This window comes from Mesorhizobium sp. C264A, assembly GCF_040324515.1.
Classification (GTDB): Bacteria; Pseudomonadota; Alphaproteobacteria; order Rhizobiales; family Rhizobiaceae; genus Mesorhizobium.
Genome location: NZ_JAMYVY010000002.1, coordinates 900,517 through 915,293, shown reverse-complemented (window position 1 = coordinate 915,293; position 14,777 = coordinate 900,517). Strand labels below are relative to the sequence as shown.

The window sequence follows — 14,777 nt, the reverse complement described above, 5'->3', positions numbered from 1 at the left end:
TGACGTAAAGCGCGCGGTCAAGCGTCAGTCGATGGTGATTTCGATGACGTGCGGCAGTCTGGTTGCGCGTGCGCGTTTGAGCGCATCGGCGAGACCGGCAGTACCGGCAAGCCGTTCGGCTGATATGCCGTAGGCCTCGGCCAGCTTGCAGAAATCCGGCGGCGCCGGCGACACGCCGACCGGCTCGACGCCGACATCGAGCATCGACGTTTCGATCTCGCGATAGCATCTGTTGTTCCAGACGACGAAGATGACCGGTGCGGGTGCATCGAGCGCCGCGCCCAGCTCCGGCAAGGTGAACTGGAAGCCGCCGTCGCCGGTGAGGCAGACCACCGGCACGCCGGGCATGGCAAGGGCTGCGCCGATCGCCGCCGGTGGTCCGTAGCCGAGCGCGCCGAAACCGGTGGCGGCATTGAACCAGCCGCCTGGCCGGTCATGGTCGTAGTAAAGGTTGGCGGCGTAGATCGGCTGGGTGGAATCGCCGACGATGATGGCGCCCGGCAGCGCGTCGCGAATGGTTTCCACCGCACGCACCTGCGCGGCATAGGCCGGGCTGAGCTCGGCAAAGGCCGCCTTTCTCGACGCGGCTGCGCGGCTCTCGCCGTCCTTCGCCGCGGCATGATCAGGGTGGAGCGCGCCAAGCAGTGCGCCAAGCGCCTCCGCGCAATCGGCCTGGATGCCGACGCTCACCGGGCGGCGGGCGAGCTGGTCGGCGCCGATATCGATGCGGATCAGATTGGCGGGCAGCACGAAGCCGCCATCGCTGTAACCGTCATAGTCGGTCGGGCCGAATTCGGTGCCGGCGGCGATGACCAGATCGGCGTCTGCCATCAGCGCACGCACCGCCTTCAGGCTGGGGCTGGCCGGCACGCAAAGCGGATGTGCATGCAGCAGACCGCGCGCATTGGCGGTCTGGGCGACAGGCGCGCCGAGCCGCTCGGCCAAAAGCTGCAATGGCTGTTCGGCGCGCTTGGCGCCGCCACCGGCAAGGATCAGCGGCCGGCGCGCGGCTGCGATCAGTTTGGCTGCCTCGGCAATGGCCGCGCCATCCGGCGCCGGCGGCGCTGCATTGGTGAGCGAAGCAGCGATGCCGTCGGCCGGTTTGACCATGACGTCGGTCGGGATCTCGATATGGACGGGGCCCGGCCGCGACGACGAAAACAGCGCGAAGGCCCGCGCCAAAGCGCCAGGCAATTCGCTGGCCTCGGTGACACGCTGCGAAAACAGCGCCACCTTCTCCATCATGCCGCGCTGGTCCGGCAGTTCGTGCAGGAAGCCCAGTCCCTTTCCCAACGTCGGCATCGCGTTGACGCCCGAAATCACCAGCATCGGCACCGAATCGGCGCGCGCCTGGCCCATTGCGGTGATGGTGTTGGTCAGCCCCGGTCCGGTGATGACAAAGGCAACGCCCGGCCGGCCGCTGGCACGGGCATAGCCGTCGGCCATGAAGCCGGCGCCCTGTTCGTGACGCGGCGTGACATGGCGTATCTTTGAACGCGCCAGCCCGCGATAAAGCTCGACAGTGTGGACGCCAGGAATGCCGAAAACGGTGTCGACGCCATGCGCTTCGAGCAGCGTGATGAGGGCTTCGCCGATGGTGGTCATGGGTTCTCTCCCGTTAGTGCCGACCACTGTTCAACGGAAACAATGATCGGCTCTACCTCTTTGTTTTTAACGCAATTCCGGACGGAAAACCGCTTCTCACTTTTCCTGGAATTGCGTTTGCGGCGCGAGGCCGAGCTCGGCCTCTATGGCTTTGACGCCGATCCCCGCCAATTCGCCAGGCGAGAACATCTCTGCGGCCAGACAGCCTTCGATCCAGAGCCCGTCGATGATCGCGTTGATCGCGATGGCATGGCGGCGCAGCTCATTTGCGTTTGGCCTGCGCTGCTCGGCGCCGAGCACTTCGGCAACGACTGCTTCCACCTCGTTGCGAAAGCCGAGATAGCCTTCGCGGTGGGCGCGAGCCAGGCTCGGATCCGCGCCGGCGCGGCCGATGAAGGTTGCCCAGAGCGAAAACACGCGTGCATCGATGATCGGCGCGTTGAGGTTGGCGGCAACGAAGGCCGCAAGGCGCTGGCGCGGCGAGGCGTCTTCCATGAGCAATGCCGCCTTCGCCTGCTCGGTCATGCGGCCCATCAGCGCCGCGTACGCTTCCTGCAGCAAGTCTTCCTTGCCGGGGAAATAGTGCCGGATCAGCCCGGCGGTGACACCGGCGCGCAGTGCGATGGTGCGCAGGCTGGCGCCCTCCAGCCCATGTTCGGCCACGCTGTCCAGGGTCGCGTCGATCAAATCCTGCCGCCGCCGCTCCTCGCCCTCGCGGCGGAACTTGCGGCGCTCATTCATTGCCGCAGGATGGGCCGCGTCAGGCATGTCGGCCCACCTTCGCAGGCGATGCAGAGGGCATCCGCCTCGAAGATTTGAACCGTGCAGCCGGCGGCTTCCATCGCGGCCTTGGTCTTGGGAAAGCCGGCGACGGCAATGACCTTATGCGGGCTGGTCGGCAGCACGTTCAGGCTGAGGCCGTTGGACGCGGCAAACTCTTCGGCGTCGCCTTCCACCAGCCGGATGCCGCGCGCCTTCAGCAACTGATAGAACGGCGCCGGCAAAAGCGGTGAATAGACCAGGGCCAGGTCGTCGGCCAGCGGGCTGATCACCGACATCAGATGCAGGCACGCCTCCTCGCCCTGCCACAGCGGCAGATCGAAGCCGTAGACGGAAATGCCGAGCGGCGTCAGCAGGTTGGAAACCTGCTGTATGCCTTCCTGGTTGGAGCGCACCCCGCGCCCGATTACCAGCGTGTTTTTATCCAGCCATACGCAATCGCCGCCTTCGACCTGGCCGGGAGCCTCGACGCGGCCGAGGATAGGAATACCCAAGCGTGTGTAGGTTTCCTCATGCAGCGATGGCTCCCTGGCGCGCAGTGGCTTGCCCATGGACAGGATCAGCGCGCCGCGATCGGTCATCAGTGACGGATCGTGGGTGAATACGGAATCCGACAGCCCGTCGGCATTGTCATCGATCCATTCGATTTCGGCGCCGGACGCCGTCACCAGCTCAGCGAGAGCCGCGTGCTGCGCCGCCGCTTTCGCCGGGTCGAAACCCGGGCCATAGTGCCAGGTAGCCCGGTCGGCACCGCGCATGGCATTGGCCGCCGACCGCATCAGCACGCGCCGCAACGGCGCCGCCATGGACTGTGATCCGAAAGCGCTCATCAGTGCCCTTTTCAATGCCGTGTTCAGGGTGAAAAAAATGGAAGAAATTTCATCGGAGGCTATTTATACACTTGCACAATAAGGCCGCAAGTGCCGTAATGAGCGGGATTGACGGGCTCGCGCTGTTGGGTCCATGCTGAAGTCTGGAGTGGGCATTACAGCGTATGTTGATTAGCCGGATAGACGTTCGACGATCTGCCGTGGACCCTGTGGCAGAGGTTCCCCGGTGAGCGCGGCGGGAACCGCCGCAGTCCAATCCGGCAAGGCGCAGGACGGCGCCGCCGAAGCCATCCATGTCGAGAACCTGCACAAGAAATTCGGCCATCTGCATGTGCTGAAAGGCGTTTCGCTGTCGGCGCGCGACGGCGAGGTGATCGCCATTATCGGCGGCTCGGGTTCCGGCAAGTCGACGCTGCTGCGCTGCATCAACTGCCTGGAAAACCCGACCAGCGGCATCATCCGCGTCAATGGCGAGGAGATCAAACTCAAGGCCGACAGCCACGGCCACACCGTGCCCGCCGACCGCCGGCAGATCGAACGCATCCGCGCCAAGCTCGGCATGGTGTTCCAGAACTTCAACCTGTGGAGCCACATGACGCTGATCGAGAACGTCATCGAGGTTCCGGTGCATGTTCTGGGCGTCAGGCGCGACGTGGCGATCAGGGAAGCCGAAAAGCTTTTGGCGCGCGTCGGCCTGGCCGAAAAGCGCGACGTCTATCCGGCCTATCTCTCGGGCGGCCAGCAGCAGCGCGCGGCGATCGCCCGCGCCCTGGCCATCAACCCGCGCGTCATGCTGTTCGACGAGCCGACCTCGGCGCTCGACCCGGAGCTGGTCGGCGAGGTGCTGAAGGTGATCGGCGACCTGGCGCGCGAGGGCCGCACCATGGTGCTGGTCACGCATGAAATGAAATTCGCCCGCGAGGTCGCGACCCATGTCGTCTACCTCTGCAACGGGCTGGTCGAGGAAGAGGGGCCGCCGGAGCAGATATTCGGCGCACCGAAATCCGAAAGGCTGAAGCAGTTCATCCGCAACATCGGCTAGGACAAGCCGGGACGGAAGAAAACCGGGAACCAACAACAAACTGGGAGTCGTGACATGAAGACTGTTCTGAAAACATTCGCCGCAGCGCTGCTGCTCGGCGTCGCCGCCATGGGCGTGGCCAAGGCCGATCCGGTCAAGATCGGCGTCGCCGCCGAGCCCTATCCGCCCTTCACCTCGCCGGACGCTTCCGGCAAATGGGTTGGCTGGGAAATCGAGTTCATCGACGCCGTCTGCGCCGAGGAGAAGCTCGACTGCGTCATCACGCCTGTCGCCTGGGACGGCATCATCCCGGCGCTGACGACCAAGAAGATCGACGTCATCGCCAGTTCGATGTCGATCACTGCCGAACGCGAGAAGACCATCGACTTCTCGGATAAGTACTACAACACGCCGACCGCCATCATCGGGCCGAAGGACCAGAAATTCGGCGCCACGCCCGACGATCTCAAGGGCAAAGTGCTCGGCGTGCAGGTGTCGACCACCCATTCGGCCTATGCCAAGAAGCATTTCGGGCCCACGGCCGCCGAGATCAAGGAATACCAGACGCAGGACGAAGCCAACAACGATCTGGCCGCAGGCCGCCTCGACGCCGTCCAGGCGGATTCGATCGCGCTCGACGCATTTCTGAAGTCGGACCAGGGCAAGGCCTGCTGCGATCTGAAGGGCATGGTGGCTCCGGACGATGAAGTGCTCGGACCGGGCGTGGGCGCCGGCGTGCGCAAGGAAGACACCGACCTTAAGGCCAAGATCAACGCCGGCATCAAGGCGATCCGCTCGAACGGCAAATATGACGAGATATCGAAGAAATACTTCGATTTCGACATTTACGGTGGTGGCGGCGCGCAGTCGAACTGACGATCCTCGCATGAGCTGAGGGGCATGGCGCCAACGCCATGCCCCTCCTGCCCGACCTTTCCCAGACATGCTTGCCGCCGGCGCTGCCGTCGGCGGTGGTTGGACCCAGCAATCCGGGGGCGACGCTGATCGACGCACTTCTTTCGGCCTCGGCGGCCGGCATCATAGAACTTCTCTCGCCCAATCCGCCGGGCTGGGGCGGCACGCTGTTGCTTGGGCTGCTCCATTCGATCGAGATCGCGCTCGGCGCCACGGTCCTCGGTCTTCTGATCGGCACCGGTGGCGCCTTTGGCAAGCTCTATGGCGGTCCTGTCGTGCGCGATCTGCTGGCGGTTTACACCACCATCGTGCGCGCCGTGCCCGAACTGGTGCTGATCCTGCTGCTCTATTATGCCGGAACAGACCTGATCAACCAGGCGCTGACGGCAATGGGCTACCAGCGCGTCGACGTCAGCGGCCTTGCGGCGGGCATCGCCGTGCTCGGCTTTGTCCAGGGCGCCTATTCGACCGAAGTGATCCGCGGCGCCATCCTGGCCATACCGCAGGGCCAGATCGAAGCCGCTCGCGCCTATGGCATGTCACCCGGGCTCATGCTGCGGCGCATCACCTTGCCGGCGATGCTGCCCTTCGCCATACCCGGGCTCGCCAATCTGTGGCTGATCGCCACCAAGGATACGGCCCTTCTGGCGGTCGTCGGCTTTTACGAGCTGGCGCTGGCGACGCGGCAGGCGGCGGGCGTCACCAAAGCCTATTTCACCTTCTTTTTCGCCGCGGGCGTGCTCTATCTCATCTTGTCGCTGGTCTCCAACCTGCTCATCGGCCGCCTCGAGGCCTGGTCGCGGCGCGGTATGCCGTCGCTCAAGGATGCGCGCTGATGGCCGGAGAAGCGACCATCATCAACGCTGCCGCGCGCACGTCGCTGTGGCTGCAGCCGCATCGCATCGTGCTGATCCTGGTCGCAATCGCGCTGGTTTTCGGTGCGGCCTTCTTCATGCGCTGGGACTGGCTGCCGCAATATTACGAAATGGGGCTTCTCGGCATCTGGCGCTCGCTGTGGATCCTGGCCGTCACCTGCTTTCTCGGCTTCCTGCTCGCCGTGCCGCTCGGGCTGGCGCAGGCCGCCGGCCCGTTCTGGCTTTCCGCTCCAGCCAGGACATTCTGCACCGTCATCAGGGGCACGCCGCTGCTGATCCAGTTGTGGCTGCTCTATTACGGGCTGGGCTCGCTGTTTCCGCAATATCCGTGGATCCGCGAATCCTGGATGTGGCCGTATCTCAGGCAAGCCTGGCCCTATGGCGTGCTGGCGTTGACCTTGTCCTTCGCCGGCTATGAGGGCGAGGTGATGCGCGGCGCCTTTGCCGGCGTGCCGAAGGGGCAGCTCGAGGCAGCCCGCGCCTTCGGCATGAGCCGCTGGAAGATTTTCCGCCGCATCTGGCTGCCGCAGGCCATCTACCGGGCGCTGCCGACGCTGACCGGCGAAACCGTGCTGCAGCTGAAGTCGACGCCGCTGGTAGCGACGATCAGCGTCATCGACATCTTCGCCGTCTCGTCCAAGGTCCGGCAGGACACCTATCTCACCTACGAACCCTTGCTGCTTTTGGCGCTGATCTACATGATCATCACCGGCATACTGGTGTTTGCATTCAGCAAGATCGAGGCGCGCATACCGAACAAGGTGGGCTAGGGAATAGTGAGCAGGCAGTAGTGAGTAGTCAGCATATGACCGGGAAACCGCTTGCTTTCGCTACTCCCTACTGACTACTCCCTACTCACTCTCACCACCAATCGGGTCCGCACCATGCAACTCTCTCTAGACCAGGCAACAGGGCTGTGCCGGATGGCGGCGCTCGGCGCCGGCGCCAATGAGGAGGCGGCGCGGTCGCTCACCGCCTCGATCATTGCCGCCGAGGCGGAAGGGCTTTCGACCGTCGGGCTGACCCATTTCATCGATTACCTCGAAGCGCTGGAAGCCGGCCGCATCGACGGCAATGCCGATCCGGTGATCACCAGGCCGGCGCTCGCCGTCTATCTCTCCGATGCGCGTGGCGGCCTCGCCCATACCGGCTTCGACCGCACCATCGACGACCTCGCCAAGGCGGCAAAGCTGTTCGGCGTCGCCATCTTCTCGCAGAAGAACGCCTATACGTGCGGCGCACTAGGCTATTTCACCGGGCGTCTGGCGCAGCTGGGATTGGTCTCCTTCGCCGCCACCAACGGGCCGGCGGTGCTGGCAGGCTCGGGCTCGGTCAAGCCGGTCTATTGCACCAACCCGATGTCGTTTGCGGCACCCGCCGCCGATGGCGCGCCGCTGGTCATCGACCAGTCGTCGAGCGCCACCGCCTTCGTCAACATCCGCAAGGCGGCCGAGGACGGCAAGAAGATCCCCGAAGGCTGGGCGCTGGACGCCAGCGGCAACCCGACCACCGATCCGGCCGCTGCCATGAAGGGCGCCATGCTGGCCTTCGGCGGCCAGCGTGGCGCCAACATCGCGCTGATGGTCGAAGTGCTGGCGGCTGGCCTGTCGGGCGCCAACTGGTCGCTCGACGCGCCCTGGTTCTCCGGCGGATCGGACAGCCCGGGAACCGGCCTGTTCGTGCTCGCCGTCGAGCCCAAGCTGCTCGACCCGGATTTCGAGCAACGCATGAAGGACCAGCTCGACCGGCTGCGCCGGCGCTTTGGCGTGCACGTGCCGGGCCGGGCGCGGGCCGAAGCGGCCGAGAAGGCGCAGGCGCGCGGCATCAATGCCCCCAAAGCCGTGGTGCAGCGCATTTCCGAATTCGCCGAGCGCTATTCGGGCTGAAGCGGTCCTGCGACAACGCGACCTGGCTGAACCTTTCTACCGATCGCAACGACCAATAGCTGCCGGGTCGGGTTTGCCCGGTCGGTGTCTTCTGTCGGATGCGTCCAGGGCCCGGGCGGGCGTATGCCGTCTCAGCTTATCCGCCCCGTTGCGCTCTGTCTCGACCGTTGCGTCACCCGGAAAACCCCGCTTCGGCGGGGTTTTCTGCGTTCGTGCTCTGTGTGCTAAAACATGATGGCGGAGTTAACTTTTGTGAACTTGACTTGCCGGAACCATCGGGCGTTGCGAGGGATCGTCACAACAACAGGAGCTACGATGTCCGCAACCACCGACGCTTCCCGCGGCAAACTTATCGTTCCGGTGTTTGGCCGCCTGTATTCGTCGCTGCATGATGGCGCCGAAACCCTTCTGCGCGTCGTCGCCGGCGGGTTTCTCACCATTCACGGCTCGCAGAAGATCACCAACCCTTTCGGCGCCGCCGAGATGGTCGAAGGCCTCGGCTTCTATCCCGGCGCGTTCTGGTCGCTGCTTTTGTCCTGCACCGAATTCTTCGGCGGCATTCTGATCGCCATCGGCCTGTTGACTCGGCCCGCCGCCTTTGCCGGCATGATCGTGCTGCTGGTCACCGTCTGGTTCCACTGGATCACTGTCGGCCAGGGCTTTTCCGGCGCTGAAAAGTCGCTTCTATGGGCGGCGATCCTGCTGTTCTTCGTTATCCGCGGCGGCAACCGCCAGTCGGTCGACGCGCGCCTCGGCAAGGCGTTCTGAAGGGTCTATAAGAGGGTGGCAGCGACGACGCGTCACCCTTTGCCTTTGGCCCAAAACGGACTATGAAACGGCTTCAGCCAAGCTTTCGAGCGCCGGAGCCAGCCATGACCGAAATCCTGCAGATCCCCAAGCTCGTGGTCGTCTTCGGCGGCTCCGGCTTCGTCGGCCGCCACATCGTGCGGGCGCTGGCCAAGCGCGGCTACCGCATCAGGGTGGCGGTGCGCCGGCCCGATCTGGCGGGACATCTGCAGCCGCTCGGCAATGTCGGCCAGATCCAGCCGGTGCAGGCCAATGTGCGCGTGCGCTGGTCGGTCGACCGCGCCGTGCAGGGCGCCGACCATGTCATCAATCTGGTCGCCATCCCGCATGAAAGCGGCCGGCAGAAATTCAACACCGTGCACGAATTCGGCGCCCGCGCCGTCGCCGAAGCCGCACGCTCGGTCGGCGCAGGGCTCACCCACATCTCGGCGCTGGGCGCCGACCTCAACGCCGAATCCGACTATGCCCGCACCAAGGCGCTCGGCGAAAAGGCCGTCCTGGAGACGATCCCGGACGCCGTCATCTTCCGTCCGGCGATCAATTTCGGACCGGAGGACAGTTTCTTCAATCGCTTCGCCGACATGGCGCGCTATTCGCCGGTGCTGCCGCTGATCGGCGGCGGCCAGACCAAGTTCCAGCCGGTCTATGTCGGCGATGTCGCCGAAGCCGTGGCGCGTTCGGTCGAGGGCAAGGTCAAGGGTGGCCAGATCTATGAACTCGGCGGGCCGCAAGTGCTCACCTTCAAGCAGTGCATGGAAGAGCTGCTGACCGTCATCGAGCGCAAGCGGCTCCTGGTACCGGTGCCGTGGTGGATGGCCAATCTGCAGGCCTCGATCCTCGGCCTGCTGCCCAACCCGTTGCTGACCAAGGACCAGGTGCTGCTGCTGCGCCAGCCCAACATCGTGTCGGAGGAGGCCAACAAGGCCAACCGGAACCTTGCCGGCCTCGACATCCAGCCGCAGTCTATCGGCACCATCCTGCCCAGCTATCTCTGGCGCTTCCGCGCCGCAGGCCAGTTCCAGCGCAAGCCCGCCGGTATCGCGTAACAAGGCGTTGCGCCGTTAAACGCGCCGCGTGACCTGCATCGGCAGGCCGCCCTGCGGCTGTGTCGTCAGTTTCTGCACCGGCCACGGCTTGGTCTCGGCGGTCACATCGAAGCGGAAGCGCGACAGCATGATGGCCAGCGCAATGATCGCCTCCTGCATGGCGAAGCTGGCGCCGATGCAGATGCGCGGACCGGCGCCGAACGGCAGATACTGGAAGCGGTCGATCTTCTCGCGGTTTCCCGGATGGAAGCGTTCGGGCATGAAGGCGTCGGGCATGTCCCACAGTTTTCTGTGGCGGTGGACGACCCAAGGCATCACCAGTACGGCCGCGCGCTTGGGGAGCACCAGATCGTTCCAGGTCTCCGTCTCGATCGGCTCGCGGTTGATCGACGGCGCCGGCGGATAAAGCCGCAGCGCCTCCTCGAAGGCGGCGCGGGTGAACGGCATTGCCTCGAGCCATTTCGTTGGGTCGGGTTCGCGCGCCAGCACGGCCTCGATCTCGCGCTCGACCTTTTCGCGCTCCCACGGCGCTTCGGCGAGGCAGTAGATCGTCCAGCCCAGTGCCCGCGCGGTGGTCTCGTGGCCGGCGCCGATGAAGGTGATGATGTTGTCCTCGACTTCCGCCCGCGTCAGCCCGTCGGGGCCTTCGGCGCGCAGCAGAAGCGTCAGGAAATCCTGCGGCGCGGTGTCGGGGTCGCGCTTCAGCCGCTCCTCGCGCATCTTGACCGTATCGGTGACGATCTTGCGGAAATAGGCCATGGTCTTGCGGCCGCGGATGCGGGTCAGCCGCGGCAGCCATTCGGGCGCGCGCAACAGGTCGAGCGGATCGACGCGGCCCATGGTCTCGAACAGGCGGTCGATCTCCTGCGCGAAACTGCCGGGCTCGCCCGCAATCTCGCCCGAAAACAGCGTCTCGGCCAGGATATCGTAGGTGAGCAGCGTCATGTCATGGGCGACATCGGTCATGCCGCCTTCGTCATAGCGGGCGACGAACTGCATCGTGCGGCGCAGCATCGGCTCGGCGAAGCCGAAGATATGCCGCGGCGTGAACACCGGCGCCATCGCCTTGCGCGAGCGCTTCCACACCTCGCCTTCGGCGGTCAACAGCCCGTCGCGCAAGATCGGTCGCAGGATCATCTGGCGCACCGTCGCCATCTTGTAGTTCTTGGCGTTGTCGATCAGCACGTGGCGGATAAGGCCGGGATCGTTGGCGACGATCAGATGCCCGCCGACGCCATTCGCCGAAATCCAGGGCTCGTTGTAGGTGTGCTCGCCCCACAGTTCGAGCGGATTGCGGTAGACGATCCGCATCATCTCCAGCGTCGAAGGCGGCGTCGTGCGCGGCCTGGGCGCCGGCGGCACGAAGGGGACGGGCTGCGTGTCCATGAGGTGCTCCGCTGATAGCTCAGATGTAGTGGCTGGCAATCCGGGCGTCCATGTGACCGAACGGCAAACTGAAACGCTGCAGCGCCCGGTGTGCCCGACAGACGGTGTGTTCATCGGATCGTGACCGCCGGTGAAACGGTGCGGCTTGTCCGGTTGGACACTCTGCCATAGGTGACAGTTACCAACAGCTACTGCCAATCGCCCAGGAGAGTCCGCTTGAAGCACAAGCTGAACATCATAATCGGCAGCACGCGGCCGGGCCGCGCCGGGCCGGTCTTCGCCCACTGGCTGGAGGATTTTGCCCGCGAGCACGGCAAATTCGAACCGGTGCTGACCGACATTGCCACGTTCCATCTGCCGGTTCTGGACGAGCCGCATCACCCCAGGCTCGGCAATTACCAGAACGACCACACCAAAGCCTGGTCGAAGGTCATTGATGCCGCCGACGCCTTCGTGTTCGTGGCGCCGGAGTACAATTATTTCGTGGCGCCTGCGATCGTCAACGCCATCGACTACCTTGCGCGCGAATGGAAATACAAGCCAGCCGCCATCTTCAGCTATGGCGGCATTTCCGGAGGCCTGCGCGCCGCGCAGGCGCTGAAGCCGCTGCTGACCGCGGTGGGCGTCATGCCCATCTCGGAAGGCGTCGCGCTGCCGATGTATCAGAAACTGCTGGAGAGCGACGGCTCCTTCCAGGCTAGTGAGCAGGTAGAGGGTGGGACCAAGACCATGCTGGACGAGCTCTCGCGCTGGAGCGGGGCGCTGAAGCCGATGCGGGCTACGTAACGCAGCCGGCCCCGGCTTGCTCATGCCATAAAGAGGTGGAATGGTCGGCAGGTGACTGAGCCGGGGGCGGTTCGATTTGCGCCTGTTGTTTGCCTTGCTGTTGATGCTTGCGACCACCGCCACAGCGGTGGCGGAGCGGCGCGTGGCGTTGGTCATTGCCGAGGACGACTACCGGCTGGTGCGGCCGCTGGCCAATCCTGTCAATGACGGCGAGGTGATGGAAGTGGCGCTGAAGAAGCTCGGCTTCGAGGTCGTGGTCGAGACCAATCGTGATCTCAGGCGCATGCGCCGGGCTCTCGACGATTTTCGCGAGGACGCCATGGGCGCCGACGTGGCGCTGGTGTATTTCTCCGGCCATGGCGTCGAAATCTCCGGCGACAACCGTCTTCTGCCGGTCGATGCCGATGCCTCCTCGCTCGACCAGCTGGAGAAGACCAGCCTGCCGTTGGAGGAAGTGCGCGATGCGGTTGCCGCCACGGCGAAGGTCGGGCTGATCGTGCTCGACGCCTGCCGCAGCGATCCGTTCACAGGCGGCAACGGCGACGGGCGTGGCGCCACATCGCTGATCAAGGACCTGGTGGACAAGATCAAGCCGGGCCTCGGACGCGTCGGCAAGGCGGAAAACATCCTGTTCGCCTTTTCGGCGGCGCCCGGCGAGACGGCTGCCGACGGTACCGGTGCGAATTCGCCCTTTACAGCGGCGCTGATCAAATACCTCGGCACCGACGGGCTCGAAATCCGCTCGGTGCTGACGCTGGTGCAGCAGGAGGTCTACGACCTTTCGCGCGGAAAACAGCTGCCCTACGTCGAGAGCGGGCTGCCGAAGCTGTTCTTCGCCTCGGCGGCCAAGGAACAACTGCCGGAGCGCGAGCGGCTGTTGCTTGCCATGGCCGATGTGACGCCGGAAATGCGCGGCGCGGTCGAACGGGTCGCCAGCGATGCCGACATGCCGCTGGCGCCGCTCTATGGCGCGCTGATCAGTTCCGACACCAGCCATCTCTCCGGCGAAAGCCTGGACGCCAAGCTGCGCGAGGCGGCCGACGCCTTCGTCAAGGTGCGCGGCGAGATGAAGACGCTGGCCGCCGACGACCCGCAGGTGACCGAACTGCGCCGCCAGGCCGAGGAACAGTTGGCGCTCGGCGCTTTCGATGGTGCACGCGTGATCCTCGCCAAGGCCGCCGACGTCGACAATGTCTCGCGCCAGGCGTTGAAGGCCAATTTCGTCAGCCGCACCCTGTCCGAAGCCGCGACGCGATTTCTCTCGGGCGGCGCGGCGCGTGCCACCCTGGACTATGCAACCGCCATCAAGGACTATGAAACGGTGCTGGCGCTCTATGGCGAAGCCGGGCAGACCTCGCTCAGCCTGGAACAGGCCGACCGCCAAAGCCGCACGCTGGAAGAGCTCGGCATCCTCTACACAACGGTCGGCAACACCGACGCCGCCGGCCGCGCCTTTGCGGCGCTGGTCGCCAATCTTGAGCAGCGAGCGCGCCAGGAAACCGATCCGAGCGTCAAGCGCGACCTCGCCATCGGCCATATCAAGTTCGCCAACATCAAGATGGCGCAAGGCGATCTGCCGGCCTCCCTGCAAAACTATGAGGCGGCCAGGGACATGTTGCAGGGCCTGACCACAGACGTGCCGGACAAGAAGGACTGGCTCGGCGATCTCGCCATGGCCAATGACAAGATCGGCAATGTGCTGGCCACGCAAGGCGACCTGGGTGCGGCAGCCCAGGCCTACCAGCAAAGCCTGTCCATCAAGCAGCAATTGGCCGATGCCGAGCCGAACAGCGTCTATCTGCTGCGCGACCTGACCATTACCTACGACGAAATCGGCGGTCTTGCCCGTACCGCCGGCCAGCTGGATGGCGCCCAGACTGCATTCGAAGAGAGCCTGAGAATTCGGCTGGCGCTGGCGCAGAACAACCCCGACGACCCCAGGCATCAGCGCGCCGTCTCCGTCAGCTACACCAGGATCGGCGACGTCCTGCGCGAGCGTGGCGACGCTGCGGGCGCGCTCGACGCCTACAACAAGAGCCAAATAATCGCCGAAGCGCTGGTGCGCCGCGACTCAAACGACACCGATTTGAAGCGCGACCTGTCGGTCGGTTACGCCAAGATCGGCAATGCTTACGGCGACCAGAAGGACTGGCCATTCGCGTTGGAGGCCTACCAGCAGGCGCTGGCCACGGCGCGAGACCTTGCCGCCAGCGACCCAGGCAACACCGATTGGCAGCGCGACCTGTCGGTCTGTCTGGAAAAAATTGCCGGCGTGTTTGATGCCCAGGGCGATATCGCCGGTGCTTTGCAGAACTACCAGGACAGTCTCGTCATTGCCGACCGGTTGGCAAATCTCGACCCGGGCAATTCCGACTGGCAGCGCGACCTGTCGATCACGTTCGAGGAAATAGGCCTGCTGGAGACCAAGCAGCGCCACTATGAGGGCTCGAAGAAGGCCTTCGAAGCCAGCCTGGCCATCCGCCAGCGGTTGGCCCTGTCCGATCCGGACAATGCGATCTGGCAATTCGATCTGGTACAGGCCTATATCAACTATGCCTATGTGGCGAAGAATCCGAAGGCTGTGTTGTCGCAGGCGCTAGACCTGACGCTGGAGCTTGACCGCACAGGCAAACTGGCGCCGAGGGACAAACCCACGATCAAATATCTGCGCCGTCTTCTGGCCAAATTGAAAGCCGCGAAAAAATAGCCGGCTGCCAGCTCGGGATTCAGCCCTGAAATGCCCGCAAACCTTGGAAAAACCGCCTTTTGCGCCTATATCTAGGACATCAAAGCGGCGTGATTCGAAGCCATTTTTTCGCGCTGAGCATGCGGCATCAATC

At 64.5% G+C, this 14,777-nt stretch carries 13 protein-coding genes; 9 read left to right on the top strand and 4 right to left on the bottom strand.

Going from position 1 to position 14,777, the window contains the following annotated elements:
• Window positions 1-24 precede the first annotated feature (24 nt).
• From NKL04_RS23355 to NKL04_RS23345, 3 genes are all read right to left on the bottom strand, one after another.
• Window positions 25-1,605 (bottom strand): 5-guanidino-2-oxopentanoate decarboxylase, encoded by a 1,581-nt coding sequence (locus NKL04_RS23355; RefSeq protein ID WP_023689217.1) that lies wholly within the window; start codon window positions 1,603-1,605, stop codon window positions 25-27.
• A 96-nt stretch (window positions 1,606-1,701) separates the two neighbouring features.
• On the bottom strand, window positions 1,702-2,373 hold the full coding sequence (locus NKL04_RS23350) for a TetR family transcriptional regulator C-terminal domain-containing protein (protein WP_023671320.1): 672 nt from the start codon (window positions 2,371-2,373) through the stop codon (window positions 1,702-1,704).
• Window positions 2,343-3,215 carry a dimethylarginine dimethylaminohydrolase family protein gene (locus tag NKL04_RS23345; protein ID WP_023671321.1) on the bottom strand — a complete coding sequence of 291 codons (873 nt, stop codon included), beginning with the start codon at window positions 3,213-3,215 and terminating at the stop codon, window positions 2,343-2,345. Before NKL04_RS23345 ends, NKL04_RS23350 begins: the two co-directional genes overlap by 31 nt.
• Window positions 3,216-3,441: 226 nt before the next feature.
• Here NKL04_RS23345 and NKL04_RS23340 point away from each other — a divergent pair, with 226 nt between their 5' ends.
• From NKL04_RS23340 to NKL04_RS23310, 7 genes are all read left to right on the top strand, one after another.
• On the top strand, window positions 3,442-4,257 hold the full coding sequence (locus NKL04_RS23340) for an ABC transporter ATP-binding protein (RefSeq protein WP_023671322.1): 816 nt from the start codon (window positions 3,442-3,444) through the stop codon (window positions 4,255-4,257).
• Between the two features lie 54 nt (window positions 4,258-4,311).
• Window positions 4,312-5,112 (top strand): transporter substrate-binding domain-containing protein, encoded by an 801-nt coding sequence (locus NKL04_RS23335; RefSeq protein ID WP_023671323.1) that lies wholly within the window; start codon window positions 4,312-4,314, stop codon window positions 5,110-5,112.
• A gap of 161 nt (window positions 5,113-5,273) precedes the next feature.
• A complete protein-coding gene (locus NKL04_RS23330) occupies window positions 5,274-5,987 on the top strand; it encodes an ABC transporter permease (RefSeq protein WP_245271369.1) in 714 nt (237 codons plus the stop codon).
• Window positions 5,987-6,796, top strand: coding sequence for an ABC transporter permease (locus NKL04_RS23325; RefSeq protein ID WP_023689221.1), 810 nt, complete (start codon window positions 5,987-5,989; stop codon window positions 6,794-6,796). The genes NKL04_RS23330 and NKL04_RS23325 overlap by 1 nt, the downstream gene beginning before the upstream one ends.
• A gap of 114 nt (window positions 6,797-6,910) precedes the next feature.
• Entirely contained in the window at window positions 6,911-7,912 is a 1,002-nt protein-coding gene (locus NKL04_RS23320; protein ID WP_023700423.1) for an Ldh family oxidoreductase, read from the top strand.
• Window positions 7,913-8,227: 315 nt separating this feature from the next.
• The gene (locus tag NKL04_RS23315; RefSeq protein ID WP_023700422.1) at window positions 8,228-8,680 is read left to right on the top strand and encodes a DoxX family protein; all 453 of its coding nucleotides are present in this window, start codon (window positions 8,228-8,230) and stop codon (window positions 8,678-8,680) included.
• A gap of 104 nt (window positions 8,681-8,784) precedes the next feature.
• Window positions 8,785-9,765, top strand: a complete 981-nt coding sequence (locus tag NKL04_RS23310; RefSeq protein ID WP_023695927.1) for a complex I NDUFA9 subunit family protein — start codon at window positions 8,785-8,787, stop codon at window positions 9,763-9,765.
• A gap of 15 nt (window positions 9,766-9,780) precedes the next feature.
• Here NKL04_RS23310 and NKL04_RS23305 read toward each other — a convergent pair whose 3' ends face one another.
• On the bottom strand, window positions 9,781-11,151 hold the full coding sequence (locus tag NKL04_RS23305; RefSeq protein WP_023671330.1) for a cytochrome P450: 1,371 nt from the start codon (window positions 11,149-11,151) through the stop codon (window positions 9,781-9,783).
• A 216-nt stretch (window positions 11,152-11,367) separates the two neighbouring features.
• Here NKL04_RS23305 and NKL04_RS23300 point away from each other — a divergent pair, with 216 nt between their 5' ends.
• Both NKL04_RS23300 and NKL04_RS23295 read left to right on the top strand, forming a co-directional pair.
• The gene (locus NKL04_RS23300; RefSeq protein WP_023683526.1) at window positions 11,368-11,937 is read left to right on the top strand and encodes an NADPH-dependent FMN reductase; all 570 of its coding nucleotides are present in this window, start codon (window positions 11,368-11,370) and stop codon (window positions 11,935-11,937) included.
• A gap of 76 nt (window positions 11,938-12,013) precedes the next feature.
• On the top strand, window positions 12,014-14,644 hold the full coding sequence (locus NKL04_RS23295) for a caspase family protein (protein WP_023683525.1): 2,631 nt from the start codon (window positions 12,014-12,016) through the stop codon (window positions 14,642-14,644).
• Window positions 14,645-14,777 lie beyond the last annotated feature (133 nt).